This is a genomic window from Algibacter lectus (genome assembly GCF_900112395.1).
GTDB lineage: Bacteria > Bacteroidota > Bacteroidia > Flavobacteriales > Flavobacteriaceae > Algibacter > Algibacter lectus.
In genome coordinates, this window is the sequence record NZ_FOLN01000013.1 from 1 (window position 1) to 21,530 (window position 21,530).

The 21,530-nt window shown below is 34.8% G+C and carries 8 protein-coding genes; 3 read left to right on the top strand and 5 right to left on the bottom strand.

Going from position 1 to position 21,530, the window contains the following annotated elements:
- On the top strand, window positions 1-6,739 hold a 6,739-nt coding region (locus BM246_RS17540), incomplete at its 5' end, for a DUF7507 domain-containing protein (protein WP_139221922.1).
- 448 nt (window positions 6,740-7,187) lie between these two features.
- On the opposite strand, the gene BM246_RS17545 is transcribed toward BM246_RS17540, so the two are convergent.
- The 5 genes from BM246_RS17545 to BM246_RS17565 are packed head-to-tail and all read right to left on the bottom strand — an operon-like array spanning window position 7,188 to window position 17,751.
- A complete protein-coding gene (locus BM246_RS17545; protein ID WP_139221923.1) occupies window positions 7,188-8,096 on the bottom strand; it encodes a BT_3987 domain-containing protein in 909 nt (302 codons plus the stop codon).
- A 20-nt stretch (window positions 8,097-8,116) separates the two neighbouring features.
- Window positions 8,117-9,850, bottom strand: a complete 1,734-nt coding sequence (locus tag BM246_RS17550) for a RagB/SusD family nutrient uptake outer membrane protein (protein WP_074939765.1) — start codon at window positions 9,848-9,850, stop codon at window positions 8,117-8,119.
- Between the two features lie 26 nt (window positions 9,851-9,876).
- Window positions 9,877-12,660, bottom strand: coding sequence for a SusC/RagA family TonB-linked outer membrane protein (locus tag BM246_RS17555; protein ID WP_074939769.1), 2,784 nt, complete (start codon window positions 12,658-12,660; stop codon window positions 9,877-9,879).
- A 60-nt stretch (window positions 12,661-12,720) separates the two neighbouring features.
- Complete coding sequence (locus tag BM246_RS17560) at window positions 12,721-14,646, bottom strand: RagB/SusD family nutrient uptake outer membrane protein (protein ID WP_042506001.1); 1,926 nt, start codon at window positions 14,644-14,646, stop codon at window positions 12,721-12,723.
- A 12-nt stretch (window positions 14,647-14,658) separates the two neighbouring features.
- A complete protein-coding gene (locus BM246_RS17565; RefSeq protein WP_074939772.1) occupies window positions 14,659-17,751 on the bottom strand; it encodes a SusC/RagA family TonB-linked outer membrane protein in 3,093 nt (1,030 codons plus the stop codon).
- A 760-nt stretch (window positions 17,752-18,511) separates the two neighbouring features.
- Here BM246_RS17565 and BM246_RS17570 point away from each other — a divergent pair.
- Window positions 18,512-20,044 carry a sulfatase family protein gene (locus tag BM246_RS17570; RefSeq protein ID WP_074939775.1) on the top strand — a complete coding sequence of 511 codons (1,533 nt, stop codon included), beginning with the start codon at window positions 18,512-18,514 and terminating at the stop codon, window positions 20,042-20,044.
- Between the two features lie 35 nt (window positions 20,045-20,079).
- On the top strand, window positions 20,080-21,510 hold the full coding sequence (locus BM246_RS17575) for an arylsulfatase (RefSeq protein WP_074939778.1): 1,431 nt from the start codon (window positions 20,080-20,082) through the stop codon (window positions 21,508-21,510).
- The last annotated feature ends 20 nt before the right edge of the window (window positions 21,511-21,530 follow it).

Below are 21,530 nucleotides of genomic sequence, written 5' to 3' on the forward strand. Positions count from 1 at the left end.
CACCGTAGAATGTATAGCAGATGCGGTTCAACCAACAGCTCCAACAGTAACTGATGTTTGCGGTAATAACATTGTTCCTGTAATAACAGAAAACACCGATCCGGTTTGTGAAGGCGATAAAACTTACACCTTCACTTATACCGATTGTGCAAATAATGTGTCAGTTTACACGTATGCATATACGATTGAAACTACGACTTTACCGGTGGTTCCAACGAATGATTCGAGTACAGTTATGGATGTTGCAGATGCTACAGAACCAGCTGCTCCTGTAGTAATCGATGTATGTGGAAATAACATTATTCCTGTTGTTACAGAAAATGAAGATCCGTTATGTGATGGTGAAAAAATATACACATTTACCTATACAGATTGTGCTGGTAATACTTCGGTTTACACTTATACATATACTATAGATGTAACAGCAACTTTAGAGATTACGGATACCGATGTTACGGTATGTAGTGATGTTTCTATGGATTACGATTTAGCTAATTTATCATCATTATCAGGAGTTACCTTTACTTGGGAAATTGTTCCAAATACAAACGTTAGTGGTGCTGCAAATGGTAACGGAACAATCATATCAGATGTTATTACGAATACAAGTGGAGTAATTCAAAATATACTTTATACTATAACACCTTTTAATTCTGATGGGTGCGAAGGGAACACATTCGAGTTGTTAGTGTCTGTTAATCCAGAACCTTTTGTGTCTGTTTTACCTGTAGATGCAACGTGTAGTAATATTGCTTTAAATCATGATTTAACAACGGATGTTGATTTAAGTGGAACAACATTTTCATGGGTGGCCGATGAGAACAGTAATGTGAATGGTGAAACAACAACAATTTCAACAGCAAATTCAATTACAGATAATTTAATAAATACTTCAGGAGCTGTTCAAACTATAATTTATACCATAACGCCAACATCAGCAGACGGATGTCTTGGAGATCCGTATCAATATATTGTAACCGTAAGCCCGGAAGCTGAACTTGTAGTTCGTAAATCGACATTAGCTGCTTCAGATGGAAGTTATAATACGGTTGGAGAGGTTATTCAATATGAAATTATAGTAGAAAATATTAATGAAGTTGAAGTAAGCAATGTAACACTTTCCGATGTAAATGCCGATTCAGGAAGTATTTCACCTTTAACTTTTAATACAATTCCAGCTTTTGGAACGGTTACTTTTAACGCATCGCATACTATTACTCAAGCCGATTTAGATGCAGGCGAAGTTATAAATAGTGCTATAGCATCTGGTTTTGATCCTTGTGGAACTGAGGTTTCAGATGTATCTGATGATCCGAGTACAACAGATCCTAATGATGCTACAGTTACAGTGTTAGAACAAACACCATCAATGTCTTTAGAAAAAGTAGTAACCTTTAATGATGAAAACGCCGATGGTATTCCTCAAGAAGGAGAAACTTTAACCTATAACTTCACAGTTTCTAATACAGGAAACGTGTCGTTAACTAATATTTCTATTAGCGATCCATTGATTACTGTCAATGGTGGACCAATAGATTTGGTTCCTACAGGTTCTGACGCTACAACGTTCTTCGGAAATTATACCATTACTCAATCTAATATTGATTCAGGAAGTATTACAAATTCGGCAACCGTATCGGGTAATGATCCTAAAGGAAATCAAGTTCTCGATGTTTCAGATGATCCAAATAATACTACAAACACTGATGTTAATGGCGATGGTGAGCCAGATGATGCGACTATATTTAATTTTGATGAAGTCGCGATGTTAGCTGTTTCTAAAACAGGTGTTTTTATTGATGCTAATGGAGATGGCGTAGCGCAAGTAGGAGAAACTATAGCTTATACTTTTGATGTGGTTAACATAGGGAATGTAACGCTTTACGGCGTGTCTATTTCAGATCCTTTAGTAACTGTTTCGGGAGCACCAATTACTTTAGCGCCAACCGAAATAGATAATACTACGTTTACTGCTGTTTACACCTTAACGCAAGATGATATAAATTCAGGAGATGTTTCTAACACCGCAACGGTATCTGGAACTTCGCAAAGAGGAACTTTTGTAAGTGCAGTTTCCGATGATCCAACAACATCAGCAAATAATGACCCTACGGTTACAACATTGTTACAAGATCCTAAATTATCCTTATTAAAAACGTCTCAGTTTAATGATGAAAATGGAAATGGTTTCCCTGAAGTAGGTGAAACTGTTAGTTATTCTTTTGATGTTCGAAATACAGGAAATGTTACCATAACAAATATTGTAATAACAGATAATTTGGTTTCAGTAAACGGAGGTCCTATCGATCTTCTTCCAAACGAAAGAGACGATTCAACATTTACAGCAACCTATACCTTAACATTGGCAGATATTAATTCGGGTAGTGTTAGTAATTCGGCTTTAGTTTCAGGACAAGATCCAAATGGTAATACTGTGACAGATACATCAGACGATCCAAATAACCCAACAAATAACGATGTGGATAGCGATGGAGATCCTGATGATGATACGGTAACGCTTTTAGCGGCTAATCCGAAAATGAGTGTGACTAAAACAGGTGTTTTTGTAGATGAAAATAACGATGGTATTTCTCAAGTAGAAGAAACTATTAGCTACACCTTCAATGTTGTAAATACAGGTAATGTTACTATTAATAGTATTACTATAACAGATGCTTTGGTTACGGTTTCGGGAGGAGCAATAACCCTAAATCCAACTGAAAATGATAACACTACATTTACAGCTGTATATACCATTACTCAAACGGATATCGACTCAGGAAGCATAAGTAATACGGCTGTAGTTAATGGTGAAGCGCCAAACGGAAGTGGAGTGACAGATACTTCTGATGATCCAACCAATGCTACAGATTTTGATGCTAACGGAGATGGCGAACCAGATGATGCTACCATTACCACGCTACCAGTACAAGGCGGTATTAGTTTAACTAAAGCAACTTTACCAGCAACAGATGGAAGTTATGATACCGTTGGAGAACAAATAGTTTACGCATTAATAGTAACCAATACAGGTAATGTAACCTTAACTAATGTTAGTGTAACAGATGCCAATGCCGATAGCGGAAGTATTGTACCTGCAGTTATTTCAAGTATCGCGCCAGGGACAAGTGTTTCTTTAACGGCAATACATACCATTACTCAAGATGAAATAAATTCAGGATTAGTTACCAATACAGCATCGGTTTCTGGTACAGATACATTCGGGAATGTTGTTACAGATGATTCGGATGATCCAAATGATGCAACAGATAATGATACTAATGCAGATGGCGAACCAGACGATATAACCAATACAATTATTGCTCAAAACGCATCAATGCAATTAGAAAAACTATCGGTGTTTAATGATGAAAATGGCGATGGTATACCTCAAAAAGATGAAACTTTAACATATAATTTTTCAGTAACGAATACAGGTAATGTAACGCTGACTAATATTTTGGTTACAGATCCTTTAGTTACGGTTAATGGCGGACCAATAACTTTAATGCCAGCCGAAGTAAATAATGCAACATTCTATGCCGTTTATACTATTACACAAGCCGATATTGATCTTGGTAGTATTACAAATTCTGCAACCGTAAATGGTGAAGATACTAATGGTGCAAATGTAATAGATATTTCTGATGACCCGACGAATGCTACCGATTTTGATGCTAATGGAGATGGCGAACCAGATGATGCTACTGTTACAACTTTAGCAAGTAATCCGGAATTAAGCGTCGCCAAAACCGGTGTGTTTATCGATGCTAATCAGGATGGCTTAGCTCAGGCAGGAGAAACCATTCAATATACGTTTGATGTTTCTAACACAGGGAATGTGACTATCTCTGGGATAACTATTACAGATCCTTTAGTTTCAGTTTCAGGTAGCGCTATTACTTTAATTCCGGGTGAAACGGATAGTACTACATTTACAGCAATATATGTTTTAAATCAAACCGATGTTAATACAGGTAGTGTTGAAAATATGGCTACGGTTTCAGGTGCAGATCCATCAGGAAACACAATAACCGATGATTCTGATGATCCAACAACAAGTAATAATAACGATGCAACTGTTACTAGTTTATCAAGAGATCCTAAATTATCATTATATAAAATAGGAACATTTAACGATGAAAATGCTGATGGAATTCCACAGACAGGTGAAACAATATCTTATGTTTTTGATATTAGAAATACAGGAAATGTAACCATCTTCGGAATTACAATTACAGATCCAATTGTAAGTGTTGTGGGTGCTCCAATAGATTTAAATCCTGGGCAAGTTAATAATACTAATTTCTCTGCAGTTTATACTATTCAGCAAAGTGATATCGATTCTGGTAATTTAACAAATACTGCTCTGGCCATAGGGCAAGATATTGATGGAAGTACTGTAACCGATGTTAGCGATTTCTCTGATGATCCCGATAACCCAACCAATGTAGATATTAATGGTGATGGAGATCCAGATGATCCAACAGTAACAAGTTTAACTAGAAACCCAGAATTAACTTTAACTAAAACAGGAACTTTTAATGATGCCAACGGAAACGGTCTTGCCAATGTAGGTGAAACTATTAGTTATGCATTTGAAGTGATTAACTCAGGAAATGTAACCGTTACCGATATTAGTATTTCAGATCCGTTAGTTGCGGTAAATGGAACTGCTATAGATTTAATTCCTGGTCAAATAGATAATGCAACATTTACAGCTGTTTATACTATTACTCAATTTGATATCGATTCGGGCAGTATAACAAATGCCGCAGTGGTTACAGGTGAGGATCCTGATGGAAATGATGTTTCAGATAATTCTGATGATCCAAACAACCCAGCCAATGTAGATGATAATAATGATGGAAACCCAGACGATGATACCATTACAAGTTTACCAATAGAAGGTAAAATAAGTATTCTTAAAGAAGCCTTAGTGGCTGCCGATGGAAGTTACGATAGTGTTGGAGAGCAAATCGCTTACAATATTACTGTAACCAATACAGGTAACATTACATTAACTAATATTTTAATAACAGATGCTAATGCCGATGCTGGTAGTATTTCTCCAGCAAATATTACCTTATTAGTTCCTGGTGAAAGTGTTTCTGTTACAGCAACACATACATTAACGCAAACAGATTTAGATGCCGGAACGGTTTCAAACTCAGCGAATGTAAATGCAACCGATGCTTTAGGTAATGCTGTAAGCGATATTTCTGATGATCCAAATAATACTGCAGATGTTGATGCTAATGCCGATGGAGATCCGGATGATGTAACAGTAACGAGTATTACTCAATCACCATCAATCTCGCTTACCAAAGCGGCCGATTTAGCGCCAGATGGTTTATGGGATAGCGTAGGAGAGGTTATTACTTATGTTTTAGAAGTTGCTAATACAGGTAATGTTACTTTAATAGATATTATAATTTCTGATATCAATGCTGATGCAGGAAGTATTTCTCCTGCCATTATCGCAACATTAGCACCAGGAGAAAGCATGATGCTAGGAGCAAACCATACTATTACACAAAGTGATTTAGATACAGGTTCGGTAACAAATACTGCAGTTGTAAATGCTAAAGATCCTAAAGGAGTTTTAGTTACAGATGACTCTGATGATCCAAATAATACTACAGATAATGATACCAATGGCGATGGAGAACCAGATGATGCAACAGTAACCGTTACGCCACAATTGGCTATTTTAGATGTAACTAAAGCTGTCGATTTTGGTTCGTATACCAATATTGGAGATGTTTTAACGTATAGTATTTCAGTTACCAATGCTGGTAATGTTACTTTATTAAATATCATTTTATCAGATACTAATGCAACATTTACAAGTGGATCAACTGTGGCCTCTTTAGCGCCAGGAGAAACCTTTACAGCTAACGCGGAGCATGCGGTAACGGTTGAAGATATTGATGCAGGTAGCGTAGTTAATACAGCCTTTGTAGATGCAACAATTGTTAATTCAACAACTTCAATCCGGGAAGATTCCGATGATCCAGATAATGCAACAAATGCCGATTTAGATAATGATGGTGATCCAGATGATGCAACAGTAAGTGTTTTTGGTGGAGCTTCAGATTTAAGCATTGATAAAGTTGTAGATCAGGCAGAACCAGTTGTTAATAACGAAGTTGTTTTTACTATTACTTTAACCAATGAAGGTTCTGTAACGGCAAATAATATTGTAGTTGAAGAATTTATTCCTAGTGGATATGAATTTACCTCTTACATAGCTACGGCCGGAACTTATTCTGAGTTGGATGGCGAATGGACGGTGCCTGTATTAAATGAAGGCGATATACAACTTTTAGAAATTACGGTTGAAGTTTTAGGTACTGGAGATTATTTAAATACAGCGACTATTTTTAGTTTAGATGGTGGAATGGATATGAATACATCAAACAACACATCTACCGCTTTTGTTACACCGCAATGTTTGGAAGTATATAACGAGTTCTCTCCAAATAGTGATGGCGATAACGACTTTTTCTTAATTAGTTGTATTGAAAACTATCCAAATAATAAATTGGAGGTTTATAACCGTTGGGGTAATATTGTTTACCAAGCCAAAGGATATTCTAATACTTGGGATGGAACTTCTAACGGAAGGGTAACCATAAACGAGGCAAAAGAGCTACCTGTTGGGACGTATTATTATGTTCTAGATTTAGGTAATGGTTCTAAACCAAAAACAGGTTGGATATATATTAATAGATAGAATGAGTTGTTAAGAAAGCAGAATGTTATTACTAGGTTTATGTGATTGAAAGCTCATTTAAAATGAAGTAATAAAAAATTAATAATTAAGAAAATATAATAGGTTGATGTTGATGGTGCGCCAGAAATATCAGCCTATTGTTTTCTGTTAATATATGCTTCTACATTTTTTCTGAAGAATAAAAGTGCCTTAGGGTCTTTTAAAAATCTTTTTTTATTAAGAAATGAAATACACTTAAAACATGAAGAATTATTACGTTGTCATCCCTTTTTTTAATGGTATTAAATATTTAAAATGAATTTTATAACGAGAAGTATTTTGAGTTCTTACAATATAGCCCGTTATGCTTCAGAACTGAATGAAGTTTGTTGTAAAATGATTAAATATAAAAGCCTCTCATTAAGTCTAAAACTTGATGAGAGGCTTTTATATTTATTATAAGTAAAAACTAGATACCTATTTGGTTTACGCCATCTACTACACGGTTTCTGAAATCAAAAACATCTTTAGCAACGTAACTTACGCCATTAAAATCAAAAGAATAATTAAGAATTAGCTCTCTAGTTTCAGGATTGTATGATGAGCCACCATCATCGGTAATGGCAACACCTCCGCTAGCGGTGTCAATAGTGATTGTATTATCATCTGCAATTATAATATTCATTTTTTTATCTGCACCTCTTAAGTCTGCAATACCATTGCAAACCAAAGTGTTTGGGGCTACCATTGTTAACTCCAAATCGTCTGTAATACCTCCTGGGTAAACAACAGTTTCTGTAGTTCCGTTAGTTTTTTCAAATTGACCTGTTTGTATATAATTACCATAAAGTTGATTGATATACGAAAATGAAATTACAGAAGATTTTAAATCTTCTAAAATAGAATCTGCTTTTACAACATTCTCCAATCTAAACCCTAATGCATAATTGTTACCTAAAGATACTGGATCTGCAAGAAAGTTAATAGAATCTGCTTTTACATAAACAAACCCTTGTGTTTTACCTGCTGGAATAATTATTTTATTGTCTGCTGGATTTCCTTCACTATCTACAAGAGAATAATAATTTGATGGTAATACGGTATTTCCTGCATCGGTTACAAGTACATCATCTAAAGAAAAGGTTACTTCCACATTTTCTGTATTAGATAAACGCCCGCCTAAAACAACACCTACACCAATTTGCATGCCTTCACCCATTATAAAGGTACGGTCTATTTCTGCTTTTGGTAAATAAACAGAAGTGAATTCAAATTCGTTTTCAACAAAATCGTCGTAAGAACATGATGCAGCACCCAATACAATCACTAATAAAAGAGCGAATGATTGAGTAATCGATTTTAATTTATTTTTCTTCATAATCTTTATTTTATTGTTTTTTACCAACCTTGGTTTTGTTTCAAATTAGTGTTTATCAACAACTCGCTATATGGCAAAGGTAAATAGTAATTTTTAGCTTCGTAGTTTCTTCTTTCTACATCTATATTTTGATAAGAAAAAGTGTCGTCTGTATTTTTAGTAATTTTAACACCTTTTACATCTTCAATATTAACGATATTTTTCCATCTTCTTAAATCATGAAAACGTTCGCCTGTAAAACATAGTTCGATACGTCTTTCATTTTCTAAAAGTGTTTTAAAGTCTGCGCTATTTGCTGAAACTTCGTCTAGATAAGGGTCGGTGTTAAGTCCTGCACGTTTTCTAACCATAGCTAATGCTTCTTTTGCAGAGAAATTAAATCCTGCTGGAGCTACATCTGGTTGTCCGTAAGCTTCATTTACAGCTTCTGCATAACTTAAATACATATCTGTAAAGCCTAATTGAACATAAACTTTTTCTAGGGTAGTGGTAGGGTTAAGAGCCGCTGGATCGAAATCTAAGTTATTCAAAAACTTTTTTAAATAATAACCTGTTCTTGTGCCTTCACTTTTAATGAATCCACCAAAATTATCTTGACCGCCTTCAAAAGTTTCTAAAGCTGTAAAATCTGTACACGATTCAGAAGTGAAACATTGATCATTATTATAGAAAATAAATTTATAAAATCTATCATCTCTTGAAGTATATGGTGTAGAAGCATCATATAAACTTTCTGTCATATCGATTGGATATCCATTTGCAGAAGGAAAAGCATCTACTAAGTTTTGAGAAGGATTTACTTCGCCTTGCCCGTATAAAGTAGGTGGGTATAAACGGTTTTCTAAAGCATTGTTATTTAATGAAGAACGCATTCTCCATATGTGATCAGGATTATCATCATTACTAAAATCAAAAGCGCTAAGTGATTTTAATCCACCGTTTAGTTCAATAACATCATGAAATTTTTCTGCTGCGTCTACCCATTTAGAAATATCGTTAGAAGGATTGAATGCAGGACTTGCCGCGAATAATGCTACTTTGGCTTTTAAAGCATAAGCCGCTAAACCGCTCGCTCTACCTATTTCTTCTACACTATAACCTGGATTATCGCCTCCTGTGCCTGAGTATGTAAGTGGTAGATTAGCTATAGCAATATCTAAATCTGCATTAATTTGGTTAACACATTCATCATATGTATTTCTGCTTAATGAAGCATAGTCTTCGTTTTCTAAAATACCATTAACTATAGGGAAACCTAACATTTCTCCATCTGCAGATGGTCCGCCAAATACTTTAAGTAATTCCCATTCTGCCCAAGCTTTTAAAAAGAAAGCTTCACCATAATATCTAGCTAAAACACGCTCGTTTTCTTCAGCATCACTGGGGTTAAGTAAAAATGGTAATCCTGTATCGTGAACAAGTTCTATATATTGATATACTTGTCTAATATTATTGTAAGACTGTTGCCAAACATAATTGTAAGGGTTGCTTGTTGGTCCCCAATATCCGGTAGCTAAATCTGTTTCTTCAGAATTTAAAACACCATTATCAGTAAGGTATTCAACTCCAAAATCTGTGAAATATCTAAATTGATAGTCGGTATAAATATCGTCTATTAGACCTCTAGAGCGTTGTCTTGATTCTACAACAATTTCTTCTTGTGTGTATTGAATTTCATCTTCTAAAAACTCACTACATCCAGAAAACCCTAGTGTCAGGATAATAATTGGTAATAATTTATTGATTAATTTCATTGTTTTATTTTTTTACCATTCATTAATTAAAAATTCAAAGAAGTCCCTAGAATAAAGGTTCTCATTGAAGGATATTCAAAAAATCCAGCTCTCATATCTTCAGGGTCTAAATCATCTAGTTTACTAAATAAGGCTAAGTTGTTACCTCTTAAAAATATTTTCACGTTAGTAAACGGTCCCTTTTTTGGTAAAGAATATCCTAACTCTACGTTAGAAATTCTGAAGTAACTTCCGTTAACTAACCAATAGTCTGAAGTTTTAAAATTGTTTATGCTGCCAATAGTGCTTAATCGTGGGTTTGCATTTCCATTAGGAAGATCACTATTTACACTTCCGTAGTAATTTCTTAAACCTCTATGTTGGTAGTATGATGAAGACCCAAGGTTAATATCGTATCCACCAACTCCAGCTCCTACAACATCTAAATTAAAGCCTTTGTATTCTGCTCCAATATTAATGCCGTAATTTAATCTAGGTGTTTGGTTACCAATAGCTCTTTGGTCTCTACTATCTATAACATTATCTCCATTTTGGTCTACATATTTAATATCACCAACTTGTACATCACCAAATTGAGGTAAGGCGCTACCAATATTTTCTGCGGTAAATAGGCCATCACTTATGTAGCCCATAATGTTATCTTCGGCTTGGCCTTGTTGCAATCTGTATTGATCAGGATATGGTACTTCAGATATTTTTTCTCCTACAATTTTATTATATCCAGCATTTATACCAGCATAGTATTTAAAAGAACCTTTGTTTTCACGAAACGTGATGTTAGCATTGAAACCTTTATTTCTTCTATCTGTAAAATTTAATGACGGTAAATAAGCATCTCCACCTAAAGCATCTGCATATAGTTCGCTAGCTTTTGTAATTTGATTTTCAATTTGAATATTAAAATAGTTAAAGCTGAAATTGAATTTTTTAAACATGTTTAATTCAAAACCAGCAAACATTTGGTTGTATACAATCCAATCGACAGCTTCGTTAGCGGTTGTAGATAAAGAGTATCCAAATTTATTTTGAGCAATATTGGCTGTCCCTAAAAATGTTGTGCCATTATTTCTACCTCCTGCCCAAGTATCTAAATATAAAAATGTACTAGCCGTATATTCTGTACCTATTTGACCAAATGACGTTCTAAATTTAAGGAAATCAATGCTTTTGTTGTCTTTTAGGAAGTCTTCATTTGATGCTACCCAAGCAAAGCCCATAGTTGGGAAGAAATTGGTTCTATTAGTTCCAATAAACTTAGAACTGCTGCTAGAGTTAAGGTTTGCAAAAAGAATGTATTTATTTTGCAAAGCAAACGATCCATTTAAATTGAAAGTTAAATTACGATTATCTGGTTGCGTGGCTGTTCTATTAGGCGCGTAATATAAAAGATGATTAAGGTTTAAGGTTAAAGTAGACTGAGTCATTTGTTTAATATAACTAATGTTACCAGCATAGGTAAAGTCTCTTTGGTTATTTTGATTCGTTCTACCTATATCTAAATCTAAAACTTCATTTTTATAGATCTTTAAAGCTAAAGAGTCTTGCCCCGCAATATCTTGAAGGTTTTCTAAAGTATATAAACCCGGTTGATTGTCTGTTATAAGAGAGTGCGTATTAAACGTTCTCATCATTAAATATGTATCGTACTTTAAACCTGGTACAATATCTTTAAAATCGAAATCTAAACCGATATCAAAAACCATGTTTGCGGTATAATCAGTTCTTGAACCACCATTTTCTAATTCTGCTAATAAATTGGTGTCAAAGTCATTGCTTACAATATATGCAGAATCGCCAACTTTTAAAGGAAAGGCATTGGCAGGTGTTGCAGTAATATTTAAAAACATAGCATCAGCACCTATTATTGGTCTATTGTTTTCTCCAAATTTGCCATACACACTAGCATGAGCTCTTAAAGAGTTGTTTATTTTTGCATTAATTTTAGTTCTAAAACTAAGATTTCTACCGTTTATTTTAGAGCCTACTTTTTCTAAACCTTCCCAGTCAGAATACCCTATAAAAGCACCGTAAGACGCGTTTTCTCCCCCACCATAGGTGTTAAGCGATGCGAAATTAGATGATGAAAAATCTTCTAAATACGTGTCTTGATTATTTATGTTCGGAAAATTGATAGGATCAGAACCGTTGTTATAAGCCGCAATAGCTTCTGGGCTGTAAACATCACCTAAACCATCGTTATTTGAAACTCTATTAATGACTTCCGCATATTCTGAAGCTGATAGTAATTTAGGTAGTCTAGATGCTGTGTTTAAGGCTCTTTGGTAATTAACTTCTACCACTGGTTTTTTAGATTTCCCTCCTTTTGTAATCACATAAATAAGTCCGTTATCTCCAAAATTACCAAGTGAAGAATTAAAAGTTCCATCATTAAGTACTAGAACTTCTTCTACTTCTCTTAAATCGACTAATAAGCCTCTTGGTTTTCCGTCTACTAAAACGTAAGGCGTACCTCCGTTTAATACATAGCTATAATCTCCTGTTGTACCAGGTGTATTGGTTTGTCTAATAATTCTTAAACCAGGTACACGCCCTATTAATGCTTCTGATAAATTATCTCCTCCTGTTTTTCTCAATTGGTCTCCTGAAATTCTAAATACCGCTCCTGTTGTTTGACTTAAATTAAAAACTCCAAATGGTGTTTTTAATATCTCGTCATCATTTTTTACTTGGAGCGAATCTTGATCTGCTAGACTATTTAAAGGTGTGTTTTGAGCGACACCAACATTTATAGCTATAGCATTGAGTAGGAAGAAAATAAAAACATTTAATCTTGTTATGTTTAGTTTCATCTGTTTCTGTTATAAATTAAATTAGTTCTGTTAGTTGTAAAAGCGTTAAATAATTATTGATTACCAACCTTCTGTTTGTAGAAATGTAGGTACTGCTTCAATTTCTGAATTAGGAATTGGCCACCAATAATGCTTTTCATCAAACGTTTTTGTTAATTGACTTTGTTCTACGTTTTCAAAACTAAAACCAGTAGGGTATAGTGAAGATTCACTTCCTTGCCAACGCATTTCTAAAAATTCAACCTTTTTATTTTCTTCTAGGTGTGCTATTTTCCATCGTCTCATGTCATCATACCTAATACCTTCAAAGCACAACTCAATAGCGCGTTCATTTCTAATACGCTCTCTTAAAAGTGCTTTAGAACCTGTGTAAGCCGCATTTACATTTGGCATTCCAACTCTATTTCTAATCATGTTAATAGCTTGTAAAGCAGTTAAGCTAGATCCTGGTACAGCTCCGTTTGGACCATAGGCCTCATTTGCAGCTTCTGCATAGTTGAGGTATACTTCAGACATTCTGAAAATATTATTATTTACATGATGATTTCTACCACCGGCTCCAGACCATCTAGCTCCGTTTGGTAACCATTTTTTAATTCTAAGACCTGTAAGATTTCTAACTCTCCAAAATAAATTTGGATTACCTCCCGGATCGTGTAAATTTAATCCCAAGTTTCCTTCTTCATTTACTTGTGCTAAATCAACAACACCTGTTAAATTCCAAGCATTTGGATCTACTATTAAATCTGTTACCCCATCAAATAGTATAGCATTATAAAACCTAGGATCTCTATTGATAAAAGGTTCTTGTGGGTTGTAATCAGGATCATCGGCAATGGCTAAACCATTTTTTGTTTCAAATTTATCTACAAAATTAGCTAGTGCACCGATTGACATAGGGCTTCCATTTCCTCTTAAATGGTCCCATCCAGCCGTTAATGTATGTCTAGGAGTAGGACTTACTATCGCTCCAAAAACAAAAAACTTTTGATTTACTTCGGAAAAAATAACTTCTGATGGAATTGTTTTTTGAATACCAGGACCAATAAAAATACTTCTATATGGTTCTAGTTCTTCTGTTTCCATTAGAAAAAGATCATCACCATTATGGTCTACATCTATAGTGTTTGCTGCACTTGCATCAATAAGTGTATATAAACCGTTATCGTTTGCATAATTGATAAGATCCGAAGCGGCTGTTGCTGCATCTATCCATGCTTGTTGATCGTTAGACTCATTTACTAATGGACTAGCTGCGAATAATGTAAGTCTAGATTTTAGTGCCATAGCAGCACCTTTTGTTGGGCGTCCAACATCTTCCGATTCCCAAGCTACAGGAAGAAAGTTAGTTGCTTGGTCTAAATCTTCTAGCATGTCTGCTAGGTTACTTTGGTACGATTCTCTTTCATGATCTAAAGAGCTATCTAACTGTAAGTTTTCTTTTAAGTAAATAAGTCCACCGTGGCGTTTGGTTAGCAAGTGATAAAAGAAAGCTCTTAAAAAATAAGCTTGTCCAATTAAGCCGTTTATTTCTTCTTCAGTTCCGTTGTTTATATTATCAACATTTGCAAGAAAAGTATTTATAGCTCTAATGCCTTTCCAAGAATCAAAATACCTGAAAGTAAAGTTTGGTGTTGATCCTACAGGAGTTCCATTAGCGTTGTAAGGCGGCATGTTTATTAAGCTAACATAGTCTCCTTGCGCATATATAGGGTAGGTTTGTGGGAACGTCTGCCATAATCTACCCGGATAACCTTCTCCGGCCATCGTCATGTTTGGTAGCCAATCTCCTCCTTGGCCTGGAGCACTTACATCTGTTATTAAATAACTATAAGCAGCATCTAAAGCATTTTTTGCTAAACGAATATCTTCAAAAACATCAGATTCATCTAGGCCTTCAAAATCTTGTTGTTTGTCTAAGTAATCTTCACAACTTGTAAAAAAAGAAATGCAGATTAAAGCAAATGTATATATTCTTGTTTTCATAATTTTTTTATTTTAAAAAGTCATGTTTATACCTAAATTGATTCTTCTAAGTATTGGGTAAGACCCAGGATTGTTTGCTTCAGGATCACCGTAATCTAAATCAGAAATTACAAGAAGGTTATTACCATTAAGATAAACTCTTAAATCACTTAATGTTTTACTGTTGCTCATATCAAAATTATAACCAAGGTTTACACTTCTTAATTTGATGTAATCTAAATCTACAATTCTAGCTGTAGAATCATTTATTAAGTTTGGGTTTGTTACAGCATGTAAAGCAGGGTATGCCGCATTTGTATTGGTAGGCGTCCAGTAATCTAAGTGCTCATCTAACCCTGTGGCAAGTCCGTCGGGAAGTGCAAATGCTAAATCGCTATTTACAAGTCCTCTGTGTCCTTCAACACCGTTAATTAATGCACTAAGTGACCAACCTTTGTAAGAACCGCTTAACTTTAAGCTATAACTGTTTTTTGGAGCATTTGGTAAATCGAATCTAACTTGATCATCTAGAGCTGTGCCTGTTATGGCGCCATTTGCGTTGTAATCAATGTATCTATAATCTCCTAAGCCAGGCGTACCACTAACTGTAGGGTAGTTTACAATTTCGTCTATATTTTGAAAATAACCATCTGTTTGTAACAAAGCTGAAGCTCCTGCAGGTTTTCCTGAAATTGAAGTGTATGGTGTTGTTCCAGGGCCATCTAAAGCACTTTTAAGAATTCGATTTTCATTAAATCCGTAGAAGGCAGTTGCAGAATACTTAAACCCTCCTGAAGTTTTGTTTTTATAAGTTAAAGATATTTCATAGCCATGACTTTCAGAAGCTCCTAAATTAACAAAAGGTAAATCTGCAGAGAAACCATAAAAAGCAGGATATATAGCACCAGGAATACTGATTAAATCGGTTCTAGAATCTTTAAAGAAATCAACTTCTCCTGATATTTTATTATCAAAGAAACCGAATTCAACACCAATGTTTTGTTTTGCTACGGTAGCCCATGTTAGCACAGGATTACCGATTTGAGACTCTGTAACTATTAAAAGTGGATCGTCTATATCTATTCCAAAATAATATCTCGAATTTGGTCTTTTCTCAGTGTTAGCAGCACCAGGCTCCCCATAAAAATCGTAGAAGCTTAAGTATTGCCAACGGTTACTGCCTAGTCCGGCTTTAGATCCAGTTTCACCATAAGAATATCTTATTTTGAAGTTGTTAATTTCAGGAATATTGTCTTTTACAAATTTCTCTTTGGCTAGATTGATTCCAACGGCATAGGAAGGGAAAAGTTTAAATCTGTAACCTTCTGCAAATGTTTCATCTCCATTATAAGATCCACTTAGTTCAAAGAAGTAACGGGAGTCATAATTATAAGTAGCACGACCTACATAATCTTCATTATAAAAAGGGAATGTTGTATTACTCACACGTTTGTTACGACTAGCAAGTGCTAAACCGGTTACACTATGCTTACCAAAAGAGCGTTGGTAATTTAATTGTGCACGTTGATAAGAAATTTCTTGACTATCGTTAATTGTTTCACTTCCTAAAATAAATTCTAAAGGACGCTCATATTCTACGCCTTCAGCAGAAATCCACGATCCGTCTCGGTCTAAAGTGTAAGTGTCTAATCTAGGATCTAATGTGGCGTCATAAGCAATTCTACTTCGTGTGGTGTAAGAACTTATGTAATTGTATTTTCCTGTAAATTTTAAGCCTTCAGTAATAAAATCTAAATCTTGTTCCAGTTCTAAATCTATAGAAAAAACAGTTTTGTTATCTTGAGAAGTCCCGCTAGCATTGATACCTGTGTAAATATTTCTTCCAGTTCCATATCTAGGTTCTGATAAGCCAGGGAAAAATGGATCTGGATATTGTTCTAAAACACTTGCAGGATAAACAGGTACTACACCACCTGGTGCTGAGTTGTAAAGTCCTAGGAAGCTAATGTCACTTCCGTTACCAGGTTGGTTTTTATCTTCTAAACGGCTACTAACACTTGTATTTAAACGCGTAGTTTTAGTTAAGGCGAAGTCTAAATTCCCTCTAAACGTGTATCGTTTAAATTTAAATTTAGGATCGTAATTAAAAAGTTTTTCTGTTTTAGTAATATCACCTTCAGTTAAATACCCTGCAGATGCATAGTATTTTACAAAATCAGACCCACCTCTAACAGAAATAGTTTGATTTAAACTAGTTGCATAATCATCTCTTATGGCAACATCAAACCAATCTGTATTTGGGTAGATGTATGGTAAATCACCATCTCTCCAATGTGCTAAATCTACAGCTGACGCATATCCACTAGTATAAGCTTGATCATTTAATATTCCTGTATTAAAAGCACTTTGTGCAGAAAAAGCATCTAGTACATTATCTGGTTCGTTAAGAACAGATTTTACAGAAAACTCACTGTTGTAACTCACTTTTGGTCTACCAGTTTTTCCTCGTTTTGTTGTAATAATGATAACACCATTTGCACCTCTAATACCATAAACAGCGGTTGCAGCACCATCTTTTAGTGTACTTATATTTTCTACATCTCTAGGGTTTATGTTGGCAAATCCACCAACAATTTCTACGCCATCTACTAATATTAGTGGGTTTGCGTTACCTCTAATAAAAATATCGCCGTCATCGGCACCGGGCTGTCCAGAACCTTGTACAACAACAAGGCCGGGTGAGGCTCCACTTAAAGCATTAGTAACGTTGCTAGAACCTGAATCTAATAGTTCTTCTCCTTTTATCTGGCTTATCGAGCCTAATACACTTTCTTTCTTTTGGGCTCCATAGCCAACAACAACAATTTCGGAAAGACTTTGAATGTCTTCCTTCATAGTCACGTTTATAGTTGTTTTGCCTGTTGTTTTAATTTCTTGAGTTTGAAACCCAATACTAGAAAAAACTAAAACGGCATTTGGGTCTACGGTAATTTTATATCCACCATCAAAATCTGTTACAGCTCCGTTTGCTTTTCCTTTTTCGAGAATATTAATACCAGGAATTGGCATTCCAGAATCATCTGCTACTACACCCTGAATTACCTCTTGAGAAAAAGAACACCATGAGATGGATAGTAATAATATAAATAGTTTTATTTCCTTCATAAATTAGAGTTTTCCGGGTTAAGAGAATATAGAAATGTTATACTCATAGTTTTAATGTTTTAGCTTAGTTAGTTTGATTGTTTTTTTTAGTTCCTTCTTTAGTAAATCATTTGTTTAAATTTAATTCTTGGAAATCTTTAACAAACGCCTATAACTTTATTTAGGATAATCTACTGTCAAAAGTAAAGGGTTTACCTCTTTTTGCTTTCTCAAATTGGGGTTCAAAATGTTGCTTTTAACAAATTTTCTTAAGATTAAACTTACAAATGGTGTGGTTTTGGGCTTTTTTGCTGCAACATACGTCTCTAATTAGAATATTTTATGTCTAGATTAATTTAAAGTACATACTGATTAATTTAGCATATAAGTAGCGAAGTGAATACATGGTTTTTAGCAAAAAAAATGACATGGTTTTTTGTTTTTAAAAGTAACAAATTAGATAAAAATTGAATTAATGGTGTGCTAAAAAAACATATAATACTAAAATTTACAATGCTTTTAAATTGTGTATTTTTTCTTTTTTTGAAGCTTTATTCTGTTGTTTTATTTTCTAGAATTATAAATAGTAAGGTTTAAACAAGTCGAGGTGTGTTTTGGGTGTTTATAGGTTTTGCTCATTGGTTTTAAGCTTAAAGAGCACCATAAGTAACATTATTCACCCTTAATTGAGAAATATACCATAGATAAAGTGGTTAAGTTTGTTACCAAGTGTTTCTTCACTTTAAAGTGAAGTTTTTATATAAAAGCTAAATTAAATAGAATGATAAAAAAGATAATACCCGTTTTAATATTCACCGCTACTTTAATGTTTGCAGTTGTTAGTTGTAAAAGCAATACTCGGAAACCGGTAGTTAAGAACGATGTTGAAAAGCCGAAACCAAATATTGTTGTTATTTATTTGGATGATTTGGGGTATGGCGATTTAAGTTGTTATGGAGCTACAGAATTGCAAACACCCAATATAGATGCTTTGGCAGATGGTGGTGTAAAATTTACCAACGGTTACGCTTCGTCGGCCACTTGTACACCAAGTCGTTATGCATTATTAACAGGGATGTATCCATGGAAAAATAAGGACGCTAAAATATTACCAGGCGATGCTCCTTTATTAATTAGTACTGCGCAAACTACTTTGCCAAAAACGCTCGCTAAAGCAGGTTATCAAACCGCCATTATAGGTAAGTGGCACTTAGGTTTAGGTTCTGGAAATGTAGATTGGAATACAACTATTAAACCTAGCCCTAATGAGGTAGGTTTCGATGAATCGTATATTTTGGCAGCGACTCAAGATCGTGTGCCAACTGTATATATTGAGAATGGGAATGTGGTAAATCTTGATAAAAACGACCCGATAGAGGTTAATTATAAAAAGAATTTTGAAGGTGAACCTACTGCTAAAACAAATCCGGAACTGACCACCATGAAATGGCATCACGGACATAATAATAGTATTGTAAACGGGATTCCTAGAATTGGGTATATGAAAGGTGGTGAAGCTGCTAAGTGGAGTGATATTGATATGGCCGATCATTTCTTAGGTAAAGCACAAGACTATGTAAAAACACATAAGGGGAATCCGTTTTTTCTATACTACGCTATGCAACAACCACATGTGCCTAGAACTCCACATCCACGCTTTGTTGGTAAATCGGGCATGGGACCAAGAGGAGATGTTATTCTAGAAGCCGATTGGTGTATTGGTGAATTTATTAAGACTTTAGAAGAAGAAGGCGTTTTAGAAAATACTTTAATTGTTTTTTCTAGTGATAATGGGCCTGTGTTAAACGATGGGTATTATGATGATGCTGTTGAAAAACTTGGAAATCATGACCCAAAAGGAGGTTTGCGAGGTGGTAAATACAGTTTGTTTGAAGCGGGTACTCGCGTGCCCTTTATTACGTATTGGAAAAATCATATTAAGCCTAATGTCTCCGATGCTATTGTTTGTCAAATGGATTTAATGGCTTCTTTAGGAAATCTGGTTGGAGTTGATGAAAACACTACGGATAGCAAAAATTTATTAAGGGCATTATTAGGTGAAGCAGCGCAGGGACGTGAGCATTTAATTATTGAAGCGAAATCTAATACAGCTTTACGAAGTGGCGATTGGATTTTGATTCCTCCGTACAAAGGTGCTTCAATGAATAAGAAAGTAGGGACAGAAACAGGTGTGTCTTTAGAGTACAAACTTTTTAATGTTGTGAAAGATAAAGGGCAACAAAATAATTTAGCTGAAGTAAATCCTCAAAAATTGCAAGAGTTAATTCAGGTTTTTGAACAATTAAAACAATAACAAGTTTATTTCAGAATAAAGAAATCTAGAATATTATGCTTAATAAAACACATGCCGTAATTCTTATTCTCAATTTGTTGATTTTCAGTTGTAAAACTTCAGAAACAATAAAATCGGCAGCAAAGCCGAATATTATTTTTATAATGGCCGACGATTTGGGGTATGGCGACATTGGACCTTATGGGCAAACTAAAATTAAAACACCAAACCTCGATGAGTTAGCAGCTCAAGGTATGGTATTTACTAATCATTACGCAGGTTCTACAGTTTGCATGCCATCGCGAGCTAGTTTGTTAACGGGTTACGATCAAGGTCATGCTAGTGTTAGAGGAAATCCTGTTTGGACAGAAAGTGGTACTCCTGTAAATCTTAAACGTAATGAAATAACAGTTGCTACCGAACTTAAAAAAGCGGGTTATAAAACAGCTGTTATTGGTAAATGGGGACTTTCTGAAGGTGTAGATAAAGAAAATATGCCATCGGAACATGGTTTTGATTATTTTTTAGGATACAAAGAGCATCGTCATGCGCACCATTATTACTGGGACACTCTGTACCGTAATAGTGAAGCTTTTATTTTAAAGGATAATAATTTTGCTCTAAAACAAGGTAAATACACACACGATGTTTTTGTGAATGAGGCTTTAAGTTACGTGGAAAACGAAAAGGAAAATCCGCTTTTTCTGTATTTAGCTTTAACCATTCCTCATTTAGAATTAACGGTTCCCGAAGAATCTAAGAAACCTTATCAAAATTTAGGTTGGCCAGAACGTAAAATGAATACAAAAGGGCATTATAAAAATGACAAGGAAGGCAATACAACTTACGCCGGTATGGTATCTCGAATGGATAGAGATTTAGGCAAGTTGTTTGATAAATTGAAAGAATTAGGAATAGAAGATAATACCATTATTTTCTTTACAAGTGATAACGGACCTGAATACGAAAAAAAGGATCGGTTTTTTAATAGTAACGGCGATTTAAAAGGAGGAAAGCGAGATTTGTATGAAGGCGGTATTCGCATTCCGTTTATAGCTAAATATCCTGGAAAAATACCTGCAGGTTCAACAAGTACTCACGTGTCTGCTTTTTGGGATTTCTTACCAACAGTTTGTGAGTTCGTCGGCGTTAGACCAACTAATATAGATATTAACGGCATCTCTTTTGCGCCTGAATTACTAGGAAATAGCAAAGCACAACAAAAACACGATTATTTGTATTGGGAGTTTAACGAGAAGCAAGGCCCTATTCAAGCTATTCGTCAAAACAATTGGAAATTGGTTTGGAAACTTGAAGGTAGTCCTGAGTTGTATAATCTTTCAACAGATATAGGTGAAACGAAAAATCTTGCCTTAGAAGAAGCGGAGAAATTAAATGAAATGCTTGCGCTTCTAAAAACAGCTAGAACAGAACATGCAGAATTTCCTTTAACAACACGAAAAGTGGCGCTTCAAAAGAGGAAATAGATAACTTCATTATTTGTTTT